General features: G+C 69.4%; 21 protein-coding genes. 4 read left to right on the top strand and 17 right to left on the bottom strand.

Annotated elements, in window-relative coordinates:
- Window positions 1-23 precede the first annotated feature (23 nt).
- Complete coding sequence (locus ACFYYJ_RS31060) at window positions 24-911, top strand: S41 family peptidase (protein ID WP_389137391.1); 888 nt, start codon at window positions 24-26, stop codon at window positions 909-911.
- Window positions 912-920: 9 nt separating this feature from the next.
- On the opposite strand, the gene ACFYYJ_RS31055 is transcribed toward ACFYYJ_RS31060, so the two are convergent.
- The 3 genes from ACFYYJ_RS31055 to ACFYYJ_RS31045 are packed head-to-tail and all read right to left on the bottom strand — an operon-like array spanning window position 921 to window position 2,528.
- Window positions 921-1,568 (bottom strand): NIPSNAP family protein, encoded by a 648-nt coding sequence (locus ACFYYJ_RS31055; protein ID WP_389137389.1) that lies wholly within the window; start codon window positions 1,566-1,568, stop codon window positions 921-923.
- 58 nt (window positions 1,569-1,626) lie between these two features.
- Window positions 1,627-1,938, bottom strand: a complete 312-nt coding sequence (locus tag ACFYYJ_RS31050) for a hypothetical protein (protein ID WP_389137387.1) — start codon at window positions 1,936-1,938, stop codon at window positions 1,627-1,629.
- A 53-nt stretch (window positions 1,939-1,991) separates the two neighbouring features.
- A complete protein-coding gene (locus ACFYYJ_RS31045; protein WP_389137386.1) occupies window positions 1,992-2,528 on the bottom strand; it encodes an ATP-binding protein in 537 nt (178 codons plus the stop codon).
- Window positions 2,529-2,793: 265 nt separating this feature from the next.
- Here ACFYYJ_RS31045 and ACFYYJ_RS31040 point away from each other — a divergent pair, with 265 nt between their 5' ends.
- The gene (locus tag ACFYYJ_RS31040) at window positions 2,794-3,645 is read left to right on the top strand and encodes a helix-turn-helix domain-containing protein (protein ID WP_389137384.1); all 852 of its coding nucleotides are present in this window, start codon (window positions 2,794-2,796) and stop codon (window positions 3,643-3,645) included.
- A 6-nt stretch (window positions 3,646-3,651) separates the two neighbouring features.
- Complete coding sequence (locus tag ACFYYJ_RS31035; RefSeq protein ID WP_389137382.1) at window positions 3,652-3,849, top strand: hypothetical protein; 198 nt, start codon at window positions 3,652-3,654, stop codon at window positions 3,847-3,849.
- 27 nt (window positions 3,850-3,876) lie between these two features.
- On the opposite strand, the gene ACFYYJ_RS31030 is transcribed toward ACFYYJ_RS31035, so the two are convergent.
- The 14 genes from ACFYYJ_RS31030 to ACFYYJ_RS30965 form a co-directional block, all read right to left on the bottom strand.
- Window positions 3,877-4,515, bottom strand: coding sequence for an OmpA family protein (locus tag ACFYYJ_RS31030; RefSeq protein WP_389137380.1), 639 nt, complete (start codon window positions 4,513-4,515; stop codon window positions 3,877-3,879).
- A gap of 4 nt (window positions 4,516-4,519) precedes the next feature.
- Window positions 4,520-5,095 carry a hypothetical protein gene (locus ACFYYJ_RS31025; protein ID WP_389137378.1) on the bottom strand — a complete coding sequence of 192 codons (576 nt, stop codon included), beginning with the start codon at window positions 5,093-5,095 and terminating at the stop codon, window positions 4,520-4,522.
- A 46-nt stretch (window positions 5,096-5,141) separates the two neighbouring features.
- The gene (locus ACFYYJ_RS31020) at window positions 5,142-5,774 is read right to left on the bottom strand and encodes a pilus assembly protein TadG-related protein (RefSeq protein ID WP_389137376.1); all 633 of its coding nucleotides are present in this window, start codon (window positions 5,772-5,774) and stop codon (window positions 5,142-5,144) included.
- A gap of 11 nt (window positions 5,775-5,785) precedes the next feature.
- On the bottom strand, window positions 5,786-6,031 hold the full coding sequence (locus ACFYYJ_RS31015) for a hypothetical protein (protein WP_389137374.1): 246 nt from the start codon (window positions 6,029-6,031) through the stop codon (window positions 5,786-5,788).
- A 110-nt stretch (window positions 6,032-6,141) separates the two neighbouring features.
- On the bottom strand, window positions 6,142-6,828 hold the full coding sequence (locus ACFYYJ_RS31010) for a response regulator (RefSeq protein WP_389137372.1): 687 nt from the start codon (window positions 6,826-6,828) through the stop codon (window positions 6,142-6,144).
- Window positions 6,829-6,831: 3 nt separating this feature from the next.
- A complete protein-coding gene (locus ACFYYJ_RS31005; RefSeq protein ID WP_385127447.1) occupies window positions 6,832-7,722 on the bottom strand; it encodes a DUF5936 domain-containing protein in 891 nt (296 codons plus the stop codon).
- Window positions 7,723-7,735: 13 nt separating this feature from the next.
- A complete protein-coding gene (locus ACFYYJ_RS31000; RefSeq protein ID WP_389137371.1) occupies window positions 7,736-8,674 on the bottom strand; it encodes a type II secretion system F family protein in 939 nt (312 codons plus the stop codon).
- Window positions 8,671-10,020, bottom strand: coding sequence for a CpaF family protein (locus ACFYYJ_RS30995; protein ID WP_385361818.1), 1,350 nt, complete (start codon window positions 10,018-10,020; stop codon window positions 8,671-8,673). The genes ACFYYJ_RS31000 and ACFYYJ_RS30995 overlap by 4 nt, the downstream gene beginning before the upstream one ends.
- Window positions 10,017-10,397: a TadE/TadG family type IV pilus assembly protein gene (locus ACFYYJ_RS30990; RefSeq protein ID WP_385361816.1), complete on the bottom strand. Its 381-nt coding sequence runs from the start codon at window positions 10,395-10,397 to the stop codon at window positions 10,017-10,019. The genes ACFYYJ_RS30995 and ACFYYJ_RS30990 overlap by 4 nt, the downstream gene beginning before the upstream one ends.
- Window position 10,398: 1 nt before the next feature.
- Entirely contained in the window at window positions 10,399-10,761 is a 363-nt protein-coding gene (locus tag ACFYYJ_RS30985) for a TadE/TadG family type IV pilus assembly protein (RefSeq protein WP_389137368.1), read from the bottom strand.
- A 3-nt stretch (window positions 10,762-10,764) separates the two neighbouring features.
- Window positions 10,765-12,063 carry a CpaE family protein gene (locus ACFYYJ_RS30980; RefSeq protein ID WP_389137366.1) on the bottom strand — a complete coding sequence of 433 codons (1,299 nt, stop codon included), beginning with the start codon at window positions 12,061-12,063 and terminating at the stop codon, window positions 10,765-10,767.
- A gap of 7 nt (window positions 12,064-12,070) precedes the next feature.
- Window positions 12,071-12,772, bottom strand: a complete 702-nt coding sequence (gene cpaB, locus ACFYYJ_RS30975) for a Flp pilus assembly protein CpaB (RefSeq protein WP_385127394.1) — start codon at window positions 12,770-12,772, stop codon at window positions 12,071-12,073.
- Entirely contained in the window at window positions 12,769-13,875 is a 1,107-nt protein-coding gene (iscB, locus tag ACFYYJ_RS30970) for an RNA-guided endonuclease IscB (protein WP_389137364.1), read from the bottom strand. Before iscB ends, cpaB begins: the two co-directional genes overlap by 4 nt.
- Before the next feature lie 300 nt (window positions 13,876-14,175).
- Complete coding sequence (locus ACFYYJ_RS30965; RefSeq protein WP_389137363.1) at window positions 14,176-15,072, bottom strand: hypothetical protein; 897 nt, start codon at window positions 15,070-15,072, stop codon at window positions 14,176-14,178.
- Window positions 15,073-15,417: 345 nt separating this feature from the next.
- Between ACFYYJ_RS30965 and ACFYYJ_RS30960 the strand changes: the two genes are divergently transcribed.
- A complete protein-coding gene (locus tag ACFYYJ_RS30960; RefSeq protein WP_389137522.1) occupies window positions 15,418-17,085 on the top strand; it encodes a chitinase in 1,668 nt (555 codons plus the stop codon).
- The last annotated feature ends 90 nt before the right edge of the window (window positions 17,086-17,175 follow it).

Raw genomic sequence — 17,175 nt, 5'->3', positions numbered from 1 at the left:
GCGTCCGCTTAACATGATCGGCCATGCCAACAAACGAACAGATAGTCGAGCAGGCCCTGGCCCGGATCACCGCGGGCTACGTCTTCCCCGACAAGACCGCTGCCATCGAAGAGGCGATCCGGACCCGGATCGCCTCCGGCGCGTACGAGGGCCTGGACGACCGCGAGCTGTGTGAAGCGGTGACGACGCACCTCCAGGAGGTCTGCCCCGACAAGCACCTGCGGCTGATGTGGACGGAGGAGCCCCAGTCGCTGGAACCGGTCGACGACGACGGGGGCATGGGCGCCTTCATGTCCCTCCTCCGTACGGAGAACCAGGGGATCCGCCGCGTCGAGCGCCTCGACGGGAACGTCGGCCTCATCGAGCTCACGCGCATCGCGACCGCCATCGAGGGCGCGAGCGCGATCGGCGCGGCCATGCAGCTGGTCGCGCAGAGCCGCGCGCTCGTCCTGGACCTGCGGGAGTGCATGGGCGGGGCCCCGGAGGGGGCGGCGCTGTGGAACAGCCACTTCTTCCCCGACGACCAGGTGCACCTGCACGACATCTACGACCGCGGCAGCGACTCGACCCGGCAGTTCTGGACCTCGGCCCACCTGCCCGGACCGCGCTACGCGGACGAGCGGCCGGTGTACGTGCTGACGAGCGAGCGGACGTTCTCCGGGGGCGAGGACGTGGCGTACACGCTGCAGGCGCACGGCCGCGCGAAGGTCATCGGCGCGACCACCCGCGGCGGCGCCCACCCGACGGCCCGCCGCGCGGTCGCCGAGCACGTCCTCGTGACGGTGCCGACGGCGCGGTCCATCAACACGGTGACGGGCACCAACTGGGAGGGCGTGGGCGTCGTCCCGGACGTCCAGGTCCCGGCTGACCGCGCTCTGGCGACGGCGCTCAAGGCGGCCCTGGAACGCTAGGGCCTGCCGTCACACCCGTACGGGCTCCAGCAGGAGCTGTTGCGGAGCCGACTTCAGCCGGGCCGAGAGGTCCGGCAGGGCCGGCTCCTGCCCGGCCGTGAACCAGACCAGGACGTCCTCACCCGTCCGGACCGGCAGCGCGGGGAAGGTGTTCTCTGCGTGCTCGGAGCGGTGCACCGCGAGCGGCGGGGTCCCGGCGGCGGTGAGTGCGGGGCGCAGCCGGCGCTCGAAGTGACCCGCGAAGGCCGCGAGGTCCAGGGGGTGGCAGATGGTCACGGCCACCGGCCCGGCGGGGTTCGGGGCGTCCGGGGCTTCCGGAGCGTCCGGGGCTTCCGTGGCTTCCGTGGCTCCGAACCCCGGTCCGCGCAGCAGCAGGACGTCGTCCGAGTCCAGCATGGTGGCGTTGGCCGCCACCCGGTGCGCCTGCCAGACGGGACCACCGTAGAAGGCGTGCAGCGCCCGCTCCCGCGCCTCCATGTCGGGGAAGCCGCGCAGCCAGACGAAGCGGTCGGGGTCGCCCAGGTCCCGGAACCGGCCGCCCACGGTGATGCCGGCCGCCTCCTGCCCGGTGACGAATTCCCGCTCGAAGAGGTCGATCAAGGTGTCACGGGCGCCCGGGTGGAGGGTGTACTGCCGCAGTTCGACGATGAGGTTCATGGCCGGAGGGTAGGGCGGGTTCCCTGACATCTCCTGTCAGGTATCCGATCGGCGTCGCTCAGCCGAACATCACGCCGTGCGGAACGACCCCGGCGAAGTCGCGCGCCTCGCCGGGGGCCATCGCGGTCAGCGGTTCCTCGCAGCCGCGGTCGGAGTAGAGGGTGGCCGTCGCATTGGTGCCGTTGAGCGCGCTGGTCGCGCCCTGGAGGAGGAGCCGGCACTCGCCGTTGGCCGGGGAGATGATGTCGAGGCCCCCGGACTCGGGCGAGATGTAGCCGAACGTACCGGTGGCTGCGCCTGCGGACGTGGGCAGGGTGACGACGAGTGCGGCGGTGGTGAGGGCGGCGGCGATGCAGTGACGGAGGCGCATCGCACCAGGGTGTCGTACCGCCACGCCGCGTTGACCGGAGAAACGATCTTCCCTCACCCGTTCGGCGGCTGATGCGCCTGGTGCGGCCGATGGGGCTGGTGCGGCCGATGCGGCAACGTGGCCCAGGTGCGGGTCCCCCCGCCGGGCTCCCGCGAGGGCCCGACCCCCCAGTCGCCACCGTGGTCGCGTACGAGCGCCGAGAACACCCGGAGGGTGGAGCGCCGACGGGCCTCGCAGAGCGCGGCGAGGCGGGGGTGGGCGTGGGCGGGGTGGCCGTCGTAGACGATGACGCGGAGGGCGTCGTCGCGGTAGCGGACGGACAGGTACAGCTCCCCGTACGGGTCCATCCGCCAGGCGGAGCCGAGGAGTTCGGAGGCGGCCTGCACGGCGGCCGGTTCGAGGGGATCGAGCGCGTAGGCCCGCAACGCGGCCCGCACGGCCTGCCGGGCGATGCCGGCGGAGCGGGGGGAGGCGGGGAGGGTCATGCTGCAGGACAGCTCCGCGTCGTCGGGGGCGGACCCGGGGTCCGGGGCGACGGGACAGGCGGAGGGCGAGGCGTACGGGTACGGCTGCGGGTACGGGGTGAGCATCTTCGGCTCCCAAGTCGTCAGCGTGTACGGACGGATTGGCTTCGGAAGCTCGACGCGCACGAGGGCTCACGTGGATCCGTACGCAGGCGGCAACGCGGCGACCGTGGCTCGTCCCCCGGGCATGCGCGGGGAATGCGCTTCGACTCGCCGTACGTGAGCGGTGCGTTACCCACTGTAGGGCAGGGCGTGGTGTCTGCACCACATGGTCCAGTGATGTCTGCACCACCAATGGACCGGGTGGGCCGCTTCCGTGCACACTGCCCTCATGCCACCCAGGACGTCTCCGACGTACCGTCAAGCAAGGCTCGGGGCCGAGCTGCGCAAGATGCGCCTGCACGCAGGCCTGACAGCCGAGTTCGCGGCCGGCCTGATCGGCATCGACCGGGGGAAGATCCCGAACATCGAATCGGGGGTCCGGACGCTGAGCCCGGACCGCCTGCGGACGCTGGCCGCCAACTACGGCTGTGCGGACGAGGCTTACGTCGCGGCGCTGCTCGCGATGGCGCAGCCCAGGACACGTGGCTGGTGGGACGAGTACCGGGGCAAGGTCTCGGCCGGCATGCTCGACATCGCCGAACTGGAGTGGCACGCCTCGCGGTTGCACACGGTGCAGACCGTGCACATCCCCGGCCTGCTCCAGACCGAGGAATACGCCCGCGCCATCTTCGGCGCCGTCCTGCCGGAGCTGTCCAGGCTGGAGGTCGAACTTCGGGTCACCCTCCGACAGGAGCGGCGACGGGTACTCGCCCGCCCGCAACCGCTGCCCTACACGGGCTACGTACACGAGGCCGCCCTGCGCATGCACTTCGGCGGCCGGCGGGCGGCCCGGGCCCAGCTGGATTTCCTGAGCGAGCAGAGCACCGCCGAGAACGTCACCATCCGGGTCCTGCCCGTCTCACGGGGCATCTTCCCCGGCGCCGGACACGCCCTGCTGTACGCCGAGGGGGTCGTACCAAAGCTCGACACGGCACAGCTCGACTCGGCTCACGGCCCGGAGTTCATGCACGCCGAAGGTCAACTGTCCAAGTACCGCAGCCACCTGAGGTGGATGGAGGCGAACGCGCTCGACGCCCCGGCGTCCCGGGACTTCATCCACCACGTCTGCAAGGAACTGTGAGGGGTCATGGCCGACATCGCCTGGGAAGCGCCGTACTGCGGCGAGGGCAACAACTGCTATCGGATCGGGGTCGACGGGGACGGCAACAGCTACATCGCCATCGCCGGCCGGGAGGACGCGTACCTCACCGACACCACGGACGCCCTCCGCGAATTGATCCGGGCCATCAAGGCCGGCCGGGCAGACCACCTGCTGGCTGACTGACCTGGCGCGGCCACGGCCGACTCGCCGCTAGCCGGTCGCGCCGCGTGGGAAGGTGATCTCGACGCGGCGGTTCTTCTTGCGGCCTTCCTCGGTGCTGTTGTCGGCGATGGGATAGTCCTCGCTGTAGCCGCGGACGTCGAAGACGACGTTGGGGTTGGTGACGGTCTTGGCGAGTTCTGCCTGGACGGCGTCGGCGCGCTGCTTGGAGAGCTCCTTGCCGTGTTCGTAGCTGCCCTGGTCGTCGGTGAAGCCGAAGACTCGGATGCGGGTGGCCTTCTGGGTGTTGATCTCCTGCGCGATGGCCTGGATGCGGGCGGCGGCCTGGGCGTTGAAGACGGCGCTGTTCTCGGGGAAGAGGACCTCGGATTGCAGCGCCATCATGACCGTCTGGTTCGTCTCCTGACGGCGCTGCTCACCGCCGAGGTCTTCGACGACCTCGGCGATGTCCAGCACCTTGATCGGCGCGAGGGTGCCGCCCTGGGGCATCTTGAGCCCGGGGGCGTTGGAGTCGATGGGGACGGGGGCGGAGGCGGATGGCTCTGTGCCGGGGGGTACCGATGGCTTGACGTCATCGGCGTGGGCGCTGGTCGCGCCGATGAAATGGGCACCGGCGATGACGAGCCCGACGACGACCGTAGATGCGGTGGTGCGGTGGCGTGTGGTCATGGGGTCACCCAGAGATCTTGACGGTCGCCGTGGCAAAGGTCGGGAGGCTGAACTCCATCTCGCTGGTCGCAGCCGGCGGTGCAGGGAACTGGGCAAAGAAGGGGATCGTTTGGCCGGCATCGACGCTGGAGACACCTGTTGTGCACAGGCACCTGGACTCGGTGTCCCGAAGCACGTAGTAGCGCTTCTTACCGACCTTGTCGACCAAGGTGGCCCCGGCCACCGACTCGCCGGTCCCCTTCAGTTCGATCCCACGCCAGGCGGCGGTGTCGTTGTACGTGGCGCTACCAGTGTTCTTTATCTGTCCCGTGACAGTGAGGAATCCGCCCTGGTCGCGCTTCACCGAGTTGATCGCCAGGATCACGCCCGCCTGTCCGTTCAACGTGGCAATCACCTCGGTCGGTTCCGAGCTCTGACTCGTGCTCGTCCCAGGTTTCTGAGACCCGGCCCCCTGAGGCTGTGACGTCGACGCCTTTTGCGGCTCGTTCGACTTCTTGCCATCGTCACCACCGCACCCGGCCAACGTGACGACCATGACCACTGCACCGGCAGCAGCCATTCCCGCACGTACCTTCGCCATGCGCCGAATGCTCATCTATGAACGCTTCCTTGTCTCTCGTCCCATGTCAGCCGACAAGTCGGACACTGAACAGCTTTCTGGTCAATGCAGTGAGCGAACCGGGATTCAGGGGGTCGAGCTTCACCGACTCCCCACGGCATTGGAAGTTGACCACTGGCGGTGAGGGCATAGGTGCTGGCGAGCTCCCCCCATCTGGAGTTGTGGGAGTTGGGCTCGGCGTAGGGAACGCACCCAGATGACACCTCGGTTCGACCAAGGCCGTAGCGGTTGCGGTTCCATGCATTTCGCCGGTCCCTGGAATCACTGATTCCCCCACCGTCCGCTTCGTCTGCACGGTTACGGTGAACTGTGGGAGAGAGGGCTCACACTCTGCCGTGGCGTCGTTCTTCAACGCGAAGGCTCTGGCGGCGGCGCAAGCCTCGCCAACCTTGAGGAACTCCCCGTCAACGATCTTCTTCCAGTCCTCAGACTTCACTGTGGCGAGATCAAGATTCAGCAGCACTCCGTCCCTGGCCTCGCGCGCAGCTGCCAAGGCCGCAGCATCTGCAGCACCCTGTGCATCGCTGCGCGTGACAGATGCTTGGCCGATGACGAAGAAGGCAAGTGCCGCAAAGAGCAATCCCGCTATGACGACCACGTAGACGGGTAGGGCCTGACCTCGGTCACGCCCACGCCTCACGTGGGCATCCACTAGCCGGCTTTGATGTTCGTCACTGCATCCTTGATCCGCTTGGTGATCTCCGACCCGATGCCCGAGCCGACGATCGCGCCGATGATGACCACGACGACCAGGATGATGCCCAGGTACTCGAATGCGGTCTGCCCCCGGTCGAGCCCGGCGTACCGCTTGCGGATCCTCGTCACGGCTGTGTCCGCCCAGCCGTTCACCCTGATCCGCGCCTGCACAGCAGTCTTCAGCAGCACGTTCTGTGACATGGGGGTCCCCTCCCGGGCCGGTACCGGTGTCGATTCGCGGACGGTACGGCGAGTTACCTCTCGTAACCAAGGGTCCCGGGACCCAATTACGGACCCACTGCGCACTCTGTCTACCCATGACCGGACACTCCTGGACGAGCGGTTCCCAGCCACCGGGCTATCGCCTCGCTCCGTGTCGCGCTCTGGAGCTTCGCGAAGATCCGGTTGATGTGGTTCTTGACCGTCTTCTCGCTGATGAAGCACGCGGAGGCGATCTGCTGGTTGTTCATTCCGGACGCGATCAGATCCATGATCTCCTCCTCCCGCGAACTCAGCCCGAAGACAACAGAGTTGTTCAGTCGCTCATTAGACTGTGACACATCTCGTTGCGGTTGCGAAGAGGCCCGTAGGTCCGAGAGCAACGCGCTCGCCGCCGTCGGGGTGAAGTGCGGGCGACCCACGGACACGTCTCGAACCGCGCGCAACAGTTCATCAGTGGTGAACTCGCCGTGCACGAGGTAGCCGCCGGCCCCCAACAGCAGGGCCTCCCGGATGATTTCGGCCTCTTGGCTGTAAGTCAGCATCAGCACAGGAGCCAACTGCACCAGGTGCGGCAGCGCGGAGATTCCGTCCACGCCCGGCATGCGGACATCCAGGAGGACCAGATCCGGCGCATGCCGGCGCGCCAGACTCAGCGCCTCGCGACCGTCCGCGGCCTGAGCGGTCACCTCGATGTCCTCGGCCTCGCACAGGATTGATGTCAGGCCCGCCCTGATGACCGGGTCGTCGTCGGCAATCAGCACACTCAGTCGTGCCACGACTCAGCCACCCCCGAACAGTGCGTCGAAGTCGATGTTCGCGCCGTAGACGAAGCCACACACCAGCAGGATCAGAGTGCCCGGCAGCATGAACGTGGTCACCGCGAACGTCGCCTTCGGGACAGCCTTGGCCGCGCGCCTGCGGGCGTTCTGGGCGTCCGTGCGCCGCATGTCTTCGGCGATCGCGATCAGCGTGTCCACGATCGGGGAGCCGAGCTCCTCGCCCTGCTGGAGGGCCGTCACGAACTGCGCCACCTGTTCGCTGTCGTTGCGGCGGCGCAGCTCGTCGAAGGCCTGGCGGCGGCTCACGCCCATGTCCATCTGCTGGAGCGTGATGCGGATTTCGTCCGCCCACGGACCCTCGTACTTGTCCGCCACCCGGTCCAGCGCCTGCCGGAACCCGAGCCCCGCGCTGACCACCACGGCGAGGACGTCCAGGAAGTCCGGCAGCGTGCGCTCGATGTGGTCGCGGCGGATCCGGGTCGCCGACCACAGGCCGACTTCCATCCAGAACAGGCCGAAGGCCACCATGAGCAGGGCCAGGACCAGCTGCCCGTTGATCAGCATCGAGAAGGCGCCCAGCGCGCCGAGGAAGCCGTACACCGCGCGCCGCGCCGCGTAGCGGTCGATCGTCAGGCCGGCCGGGTTGCCCGCCATGTCGATCTGGCGGCGCTTGGCGGCCACGCGGTTCGGTCCCATCGCCCTCAGGACCGCCGGCGCCCACCGGATGCCCATGCGGTCGACCAGGGACCCCACCGCCGTCGTGCGGGTGGCACCCACCTCCAGGGCGAGCGCGAGGTCCGTCGGGAGCTTCACGTCCGCCCGGTAGAGGCGGATGCCGTGGAAGGCGCCGAGGACCGAGAGGGCCACCGCCAGAGCCAGGATCAGTGCGATCACGTCCGCCCCCTCACACGTCGATCTTCGAAAGGCGGCGGATGAGGAGGAAGCCGAGGGTGAACAGACCCAACGAGATCAGAACCGCCGTCTGCCCGATGAACGCCCCCGTCATCCGGTCCAGCGCCCCCGGCATCATCATGTCCACCAGCAGCAGCGAGCCGAGTCCGATCGCCGGTACCAGGTACGCCGTCACCGTCACCTGGGAGAGCTGCGTACGGATCTCGCGCCGCGTCTCCTTGCGCTGTTCCAGGGTGACCGTCAGGTTGCGCAGGCTGTCCACGATCGCGCCGCCCGCACGGGCCGAGAGGACGAGCGTCGAGACGAGGACGACCAGTTCGCGCGACGGGAGGCGTTCCGTCAGTTCACCGAGGGAGTCCTCGATGGAGTGGCCCACCGCGAGCCGGTTCGCCACACGCGACAGTTCCTCGCCCGCGGGGGCCTCCAGCTCCTCCGCCGCGATCCCGATGGCCGTACGCAGGGCCAGCCCGGCCTGGGTCGCGTTGGCGAGGATGCGCGCCAGGTCGGGGAGCTGGTTGATGAACCGCTCCGTGCGTCGGCTCCGCTGCCAGTTCAGGAACGCGTTCGCCGCCCAGACGCCGATCGCGCCCGCCACCGGCCCGAAGAAGGGAGCCAGCAGGGCGGCCGCGATCAGCCACACGCCCGCGATCGAGCCGAGCATGTAGACGAAGAACTCACCCGGCGTGAGGTCCAGGCCGGTGGTCGCCAGTTTCACCTCGATGCGGCGGCCGAGCTTCGTCCTGCGCAGCCGACGGTCCACCCCGGGGAACCGGCGGCGTCGGCCGAGGGGCTCCGGGGAGCCGCTCGCGGAGAGGCGTTCGATCAGGGCCGCGCGCTGCGCCCGGCCGGCCGCGTACGCCTGGAGGCCGAGGATCACGAACACGCAGGCCAGCAGCGTGGCGCCGAGGGTGATGAGGATGAGTGGGTTCACAGGGCGGTCCGTGTGATGTGCGGAGTGGTGAGCGGGTCGTCCGGCAGCGCGACCCCGAAGGCCTGCGGGATGGGCTGGTTGTTCATGTAGAGGCGTTCCGCGATGCGCCGCGGGAGGGGGTAGTACTCGAAGTAGCCGTGGACCCTGCCGTCCGCACCCATGGGCTGGGCCGCGAAGCGGCAGACCGTCGTGATGCGGAACGGCTCGCGGCCGTGGGATTCGAGGATGGAGATCTCGGTGATGCGGCGCGAGCCGTCGCCGAAGCGCGTCAGCTGGACGATGACGTTCACGGCGCTGTTGATCTGGTCCTGGAGCGCCTCGAAGGGGATCTCCACCTCCGACATGGAGGCGAGGGTCTGGAGGCGGGTCAGGGCGTCCGAGCTGCTGTTGGCGTGGACCGTCGCCAGGGAACCGTCGTGGCCCGTGGACATCGCCTGGAGCATGTCGAGGGTCTCGCCGCCTCGGACCTCACCGACGATGATGCGGTCGGGGCGCATGCGCAGGGAGTTGCGTACGAGGTCGCGGATGGTGATCTGGCCCTTGCCCTCCACGTTCGGCGGGCGGGATTCGAGGCGGATGACGTGCGCCTGCTGGAGCTGGAGCTCGGCCGAGTCCTCGATGGTGATGATGCGCTCGCCCTCCGGGATCAGGCCGGAGAGGGCGTTGAGGAGGGTGGTCTTCCCGGTGCCGGTGGCTCCCGAGACGATCACGTTCATCTTCGACGCGACGAGGCCGGAGAGCAGGAGCAGCATCTGCTCGTCGAGCGAACCGAGCGCGATCATCTCGTGCAGGGTGAAGGCGCGCGGGAAGCGGCGGATGGTGAGGGTGGCGCCCGTGAGGGACAGCGGGGGGATGATGACGTTGACGCGTTCGCCGCTGGGCAGGCGGGCGTCGACCATCGGATTGGCCTCGTCCACACGGCGGTTGACGGTGGAGACGATGCGCTCGATGGTCTGCATCAGCTGCTCGTGCGAGGCGAATCGGATGGGGAGCTGCTCCACCCGACCGGCGCGCTCGACGAAGATCTGATCCGGGCCGTTGACCATGATTTCGGAGATCGAGGGGTCTTCGAGGAGCGGTTCGAGCACGCCGAGGCCGAGGGCCTCGTCGACGACCCGGCGGATCAGCTGGGCGCGCTCGACGGTGGAGAGGACCGGGCCCTCGCGGCTGATGATGTGCCCGAGCACGCGTTCCAGCCGCGCCCGGCGCTCGGCCGGCGCGAGCGCGGACATCTCCGCGAGGTCGATCTCCTCCAGCAGCTTGGCCCGGTAGGAGGAGACCAGGCGGCCGTCCTCGCGGGGGCTGTGGCGGTCGTCCGGGGTGTTGACCCGGGAGCGCAGGCTCATGGTCGGGTGCCCTTCGGGTCGTCGTTGGGCATGATCGCCGTCGCACGGGCCGCCTTGAGGTCGAGGCCCGGAACGATGGTGTTGATGGGGATGGTGGCTACGGCGGTGACCGTGTCGGAGTTCTTGGTCACCTTGACCGTCACGCCGATCCCTTCCCTGACGGCCGCCGTCCCCGCCGCCTCACCACCGCTCCCGTTGCGGGCTTCCACGCGTGCCGCCGTACGGGCGGCGGTGTCCGCCTGCTCGTGGACGTACGCGACCCAGCCCAGCTGGATCCCGCACAGCGCGACGAACAGCAGGATCGGGACGAACCCGATGTATTCCAGGGCCACTTGGCCTCGGTCGGAGCGCCAGGTTCGGTTCCGGAATCGGTTCACGTCACTCCTTCTCCATCGCCGCGCCGCCCGCGCCGTCGATGCCGCCGAAGTTGAGCCCCGGGTAGAAGACCGGGATGGCGAGGGTGACCTTGGCGCTGTAGATGTCCCCGGAGGGCCCGCATTCGACCTTGAGGTTCCACGCCTCCCCGATGTGCTTGCGCGCCGCGGCTTCGCAGGCCGAGTCGCCCTTCACCGCTCCCGCCCGCGCCGCCTCGTCCGCCGCGTTGCCCGCCAGCGAGAACGCGTACCCGATCAGCACGCACTCCCACACCGCCGCCACGAGCAGCAGGATCAGCGGGACCATGCCCACGAACTCGACCGCGACCTGGCCCCGGTCCCCCCGGCCTGCTCTCCGCGACGGCATCGCTCAGCCCTCCCGCCCGCGCCGCAGCCGCGCCACCGGACCCGACCCCCGGACCGCCACCGCCGCGCCCGGTCCCGTACCCGGGGCGGACCCCGGTACGGGGGCGGTGGTCGCGCCGTCCGGTGCCGACAGGAGCCCCAGCTCGCCCGCCAGTGCCCACAGCGCCTGCTTCACCGTCGAGCGGTTGTCGAGGTCCTGTACGCGCCCCGCGTCCACCACCGCCTGCAGTTCCTTGAAGGCCGCCGGGACCGGGGTCCTCGTGGCCCGGGTCTTGGTGATCTTCTCGATCAGGGCGGGCTGGATCTCGGTGTGCTTGCTCCAGCGGTTGACCACCATCGCGGTGTCCTCCGGCTTGCGCACCTGGAGCCGCTCCCACATCCGGACCATCCGCTTCGCCGCCCGTACCGCGACCACGTCCGGTGTGGTGACGAGCACCGCGACGTCCGCCGTCTCGACGGCGGCCGCGTTCGCGCCCGTCACCTGGGTCCCGCAGTCGATGACGACCAGTTCGTAGCGGGCCCGCAGCGCGCCCACGATGTGGCGGGCCGCCCTCTCGTCGACCTCCTCGCCGCGTTCGCCCTCCGCCGGCGCCAGCAGCAGGGCCAGGCCGGTGCGGTCCTCGTACACCGCGTCCTGGAGGACCCGGGCCGAGATGTCCTGGATGCCGGCGAGGTCGGCGACCGAGCGGCGGAACTGGACGTCCAGGTACGAGCCGACGTCGCCCGCCTGGAGGTCCAGGTCGACCAGTGCCGTACGCCGCCCCGACGCGGCTGCCGCCAGCGCGAACTGGACCGCCGTGAAGGTGGTGCCGACGCCGCCCTTGGCCCCGGCGACGGTGACCACGCGCCCGCCCGGGCCGGTGGGGACGTCGCCGCCCGCGCCCCGGCCGCCCAGGTGGCGGCGCACGCCCACGGACCACTGGGCCGCGGCCTGGACGCGGGCCGCGAGTTCCTCGTACGAGAGCGGCAGGCCGATCAGGCCCCGCGCTCCGGAGTCCATCGCGGCGGAGAAGAGGCCGGGGCCGGCGTCGGAGGAGACCAGGACGACGCCGACCGCGGGAAAGCGGAGCGCGACCTCGCGGATGAGTTCCAGGGCGGGCACCGGGCCGATGCGCTCGTGGACCAGGACGACCTCGGGGAGTTCGTCGAGGGAGTCGGCTGCGAGGCGGGCCAGGGTGTCGAGGAGGGTCGTCGAGTCGGCAACCGGAGCGGCCGGCTCCGCGGACGGGAGCTGGCTGAGCAGCGTCACGATGACGCGCGCGGCGTCCGGGTCGCCGACGGCGGGGAGGATTCGGGTGGTCATCCGGGCCTCACTTGTCCCCTTCGAGGGTGTACATGCGGTCGCCGGGGTTGACCGCCGAATCGGTTCCGGGGGCCACCAGGGACAGCCGTACGTGCTCCGCGAAGGACTCGGCGTACGCGACGCGCTGGGTGTCCTTGGTGTTCAGGGCGAAGGTGATCGGGACGGCCTCGGCGGGGCCCTTCTTGTCGCTGTCCTTGTCCAGGGGCGTGAGCCGGCCGACGTTGATGACGCGCGCGTTGGCCACCATGACCACGGACACGTCGGGGTCGGTCTGCTTCTTGCCCTTGAAGGTGCCCAGGATGTTGACCTTGGAGCCCGGGGTGATCTTGCCCGCCACACCCGTCGACGCGTCGATCATGATGGCGATCTCCTGCTCACCGGGCTGGAGCTTTGGTTGGTCGACGAACATGTCGCTCTGGAGCAGTGAGCCCTTCTTGAGGGCGGTGAGTGCGATCTTGTCCCTGAGGGCGCCGAGGTCGGTGACGGCGGTGTCGGACAGCCAGCGCTTGGGGATCTTCACTTCCTCGAACTGCCCTGCCGTGAGCGGGCTGTACGGGGCTATGTCGCCCTTGGCGCGGTAGGCGACGACCTCCGCCCCCACCTTGGAGTTGACGTCGCCGATCACCACCAGGACTCCGGCGAAGGCGGCCAGGGCGCACAGGACCGACAGGATCAGCAGGATGACGCCGCGGCGCTGGCGTGAGTTCATCTCTCGGTGGGTCCTTCGGGTCGGGTGACGTAGGCGTAGCCGTCTGCTCGTTGCAAGAGACGGAAGTACTTGTGACCGATGCCCTGAACAAGTCCGCGTACGGTCTTGATGTTGAAGCTGCCGGTGGCGCGGACGGCGATCCGCCCGGTGTGAGTGCCGGTCTCCTTGCCACTGGGCACGACCGCCCGGGCGAGGTCTCCGGTCTGGTAGCCGAAGAACTGCTTCTGCCTCGGCAGGCGGAGGCGGGGGAAGCCGTACTTGTCGGTGCGGGTGCGGGTGTATGCGCCCCGTCCGGTAGCGGTGACGGCGAGGACGCAGGCCGGGGCGCGCGTGATGATGTCGAGTTCGCCGACACACAGCGCGTCGAGGGTGTGAGTCTCAGGGATGCCGGTCCGCTGCCGGTTCCCGATGATGCCGCAGTAGGCGCAGGCCCGGCCCCACTTGGCCAACAAGTACTCGCGGACTTCCGTGCCGTGCAAGGTGCCGTGCTGGTACTCGGCACCTTGCAACGGCCCACCGTTGGACATGGCGTGCGTGTCGAACGCGACCCGTTCCACATGCACGGCACGGACGGGCGCCCAGCGTGCGAGCCGCGACGCCCACGACATGGTGGTCTCCACGCGGTGGCGCAGCGACGGGGCGAGCCGGCCCTGGGGGCGGGTGCGGTTGGAGAAGCGGGGGGCGCGGTGGCGCAGGTTGCGGGATCGCCTGCCGCGCCGGTAGGAGGCACGAGCGGTGAGCTTGTCCCGGATGACGGCACCCCGGTGGGCGAGCTCGACCGCGTACACGCCGCGGCGCTCACCGTCCTTCGCGGTGAATACGGCGATGCCTGTGCACTTCGAGCCGGGGTCGATACCGAGCTCCACGCCGTCCACCTGCGATTCGGCGACCGTACGGTCTTTGAGACGGATCACGAACGGAGTGTGCCGGGCCACGACCGTCCGGCCCCTCTTGAGCAGCCTGCGCGCCCTGGCGGGGCTGGTCGGTTGCAGCGGTGTGCCGTGCACATCCAGGACGAACACGACGGGGTGGCCCTCACGGGCCTTCTCCCCAACCTTGAGGTTGGGGGTGACGCGCCCGGCGTCAGGTGAAGCGTCGGCCATCTCCCCTCGCACATGTACCGCGCCGGATGCCTCACGGCCTTCGAGTCCCGTTTCGTCCCCGATCCGGGGGATGTCTGCTGACTCGAATTCGAGAGCGAGCTGCTGAGGAAGCACAGCTCGGTCGGTCTTCTGTCCTACGCGGTGCGTAGCCAACTTCGTTCACCTCCAAAATGCGTCGTTGGCTGGTGCTGGTAAGGGCGGCCATCAACTGCTGAGGCTGATAGCCCCCTCCTTTTGGAGGGAGATCCCGTTACGGGCCTTACTACCTCGCCGTTCTTCGTTCGTGCGGGCGTGCGGGGGTCAGGGTCCGGATCGGGCGGTCGTGGCGGGCGGCGGTGCGACCAGTGGTGCCGAACAGAAGCCGCAGCGGTCTCCGATGAGTTCGAGCCCGCACCAGCGGCATTGCTCCCGGCGGACCGAGGCGACGAGCTGGTAGAGCACCCCGAGGTCGGGGATGCCCGCGGCGAACTCGACGAGTTTCGCCGTGCCCCAGAAGCCGGGCGACTGCGCCGGCAGCGGGTTCTCCAGTACGCCCTGCACCTGCCAGGCCGGGGCGAGTTCGGCCGTGACCCACTCGGAGGCGAGCTGGCCGCGGGCGAAGGTGAGGTGCGTGGCGAATTCGGGGCCGGGAGGGATGACCCCTGCGGCCGCCGCGCCCTTGGCCTCGGCCCTCGCCCCGCCCTGGTGCGCGCCCAGTTTCGCCAGGTGCGGCTTCGGGTGGGCCAGTACGGCGAACTGCGCGCTCGGCGACCACGAGCGGGCGTGCGCCTTGAGGCCGACGGGGATCCGGTCGAGTTTGGCGACGGAGCCCAGCAGCGCGCCCGCGTAGACGTAGTGCGAGAGGAGCCGGGCGGCGGAGGCTATGACGCCGGGGCTGAAGTCGCAGACCGTGAGCTGGCGCAGCTGACGGACCAGCAGGGCCGTGCCCAGCGGGGGCAGATCGATGGGCAGGAGTGCGATCCGGTCGGTCTCCAGGATGGCCCGTACGGTGTGCAGCCGCCGGCTGGTCTCGGCGGGCAGCCAGGGCGGTACGACGGCCACGAGGTGGCCGTGCCGTTCCAGGAGCCCGCTCGTCTCGGCGAGTGCGCCGTCGAGGTCGAGCTGCCCGGGCGGGTGGAGCAAGGCGGCTCCGGGCGTGTGTCGGTCGGGGGCCGGAAGTACCAGGTCGGCGCTGGTGACAGCGATGGCGGTCGGCACGCGAATCCCCCCGTTCACCCCGTACTCGCCCGGTGCTTGCCCGGTACTCACCCCTGCGCGACCGCAAACGTGCGACGCGCATCCCCCTGGAACCAGCACCATAACCGCGCCACCCCCGGCCGGTCAGTGGCTTGCTGATTCCCGCACCGACGGCACGGGTCACAGGTGGCCGGAAACCCGGACAACAGGGATCGCAGGACCGATCACTTCAGGCCACTTCGCAAAGCCCCTTGACACGAGGATTGGTCTGGACCAACTTGTGAGCGGGGTGCCCCACTCACCCTGACATCCCTTCACTCCCCCCACGGAGTCCACGTGAACCGCATACGCTCCCTCGTCCTGCCCATGACAGCCGTGCTCGCCGCGGGCGGGCTCACGGCCCTCGCGACCGGTACGGCACAAGCGGCGGACGTCAACGTCGCCCGTAACGGAGGCTTCGAGTCCGGCCTGGCCAACTGGTCCTGCTCCGGCGGAAGCGGCGCCTCCGTCTCCTCCCCCGTCTTCGCGGGGGCCGGCGCCCTCAAGGCCGCTCCGGCGGGCCAGGACAACGCCCGTTGCAGCCAGACCGTCACGGTCAAGCCGAACTCGACGTACACGCTCAGCACGCAGGTCCAGGGCAGTTACGTGTACCTCGGTGCGACCGGCACCGGCACGCAGGACGTGTCCACCTGGACGCCCGGCTCGGGCGCCGGCTGGCAGAAGCTCTCGACCACCTTCACCACCGGACCGAGCACCACCCAGGTCACCGTCTACACCCACGGCTGGTACGGCCAGCCGGCCTACTTCGTCGACGAGTTCAGCGTCTTCGGCCCGGACGGGGGCGGCGGCACCGACCCCGGCCCGTCCGTCCCGGGCGCCCCGACGGGGGCCGCCGTTTCCGGCCAGACCTCCGACGGGCTGACCCTTTCGTGGGGCGCCGTCAGCGGGGCCGGCGGCTACCACGTGTACCAGGACGGCGTCCGGGTCAAGACGGTGAGCGCCGCCTCCGCCCAGATCACCGGGCTGGCCGCGTCGACCTCGTACTCCTTCCAGGTGAGCGCGTACAACGCGGCCGGCGAGGGCCCGAAGTCCGCCCCGGTGACTGGCACCACGACCGGTGGCGGCGGGAACCCGAACCCCAACCCGGCCGTGCCCAAGCACGCGCTGACGGGCTATTGGCAGAACTTCAACAACGGGGCGACGGTCCAGAAGATCTCCGACGTGTCCTCGCAGTACGACATCATCGCCGTCTCCTTCGCCGACGCCACGACCACGCCCGGCGCGATCGCCTTCAACCTCGACTCGGCCGGCCTCGGCGGCTACACCGTGGCGCAGTTCAAGGCGGACATCGCCGCGAAGAAGGCGGCCGGCAAGTCGGTCATCCTCTCCATCGGCGGCGAGAAGGGAACCATTTCGGTCAACGACTCCGCCTCCGCGACCAACCTCGCGAACTCGGCGTACGCGCTGATGCAGGAGTACGGCTTCAGCGGCATCGACATCGACCTGGAGAACGGCCTCAATCCGACCTACATGACGCAGGCGCTGCGCGCCCTGTCCTCGAAGGCCGGCTCCTCGCTGGTCATCACCATGGCCCCGCAGACCATCGACATGCAGTCCACCCAGGGCGGCTACTTCAAGACGGCGTTGAACATCAAGGACATCCTCACCGTCGTCAACATGCAGTACTACAACAGCGGCTCGATGAACGGCTGCGACGGCAAGGTCTACTCGCAGGGCTCGGTGGACTTCCTCACCGCCCTCGCCTGCATCCAGCTGGAGGGCGGCCTCGACCCCTCGCAGGTGGGCATCGGCGTCCCCGCCTCCCCCAGCGGCGCGGGCAGCGGCTACGTCTCCCCGACCGTCGTGAACAACGCCCTGGACTGCCTGACCAGCGGCGTGAACTGCGGATCCTTCAAGCCGTCGAAGACCTACCCGGGGCTGCGCGGCGCGATGACCTGGTCGACGAACTGGGACGCCAAGGCGGGTGGTGCTTGGTCGAACTCGGTGGGTCCGAAGGTCCACGCGCTCCCGTAGGCGGTAGGTGTGGGGGTCGGCCACGTCGGTCGCGCGGCCCAGGGTCCGATTGGCCGATTCAAGGCATGCAGTCCTTGACCCGGACATGCC

The organism is Streptomyces sp. NPDC002467 (assembly GCF_042889825.1).
Taxonomy (GTDB): Bacteria; Actinomycetota; Actinomycetes; order Streptomycetales; family Streptomycetaceae; genus Streptomyces.
The sequence above is the reverse complement of the archived record's forward strand: the minus strand, read 5'-3'. Positions and strand labels throughout refer to the sequence as shown.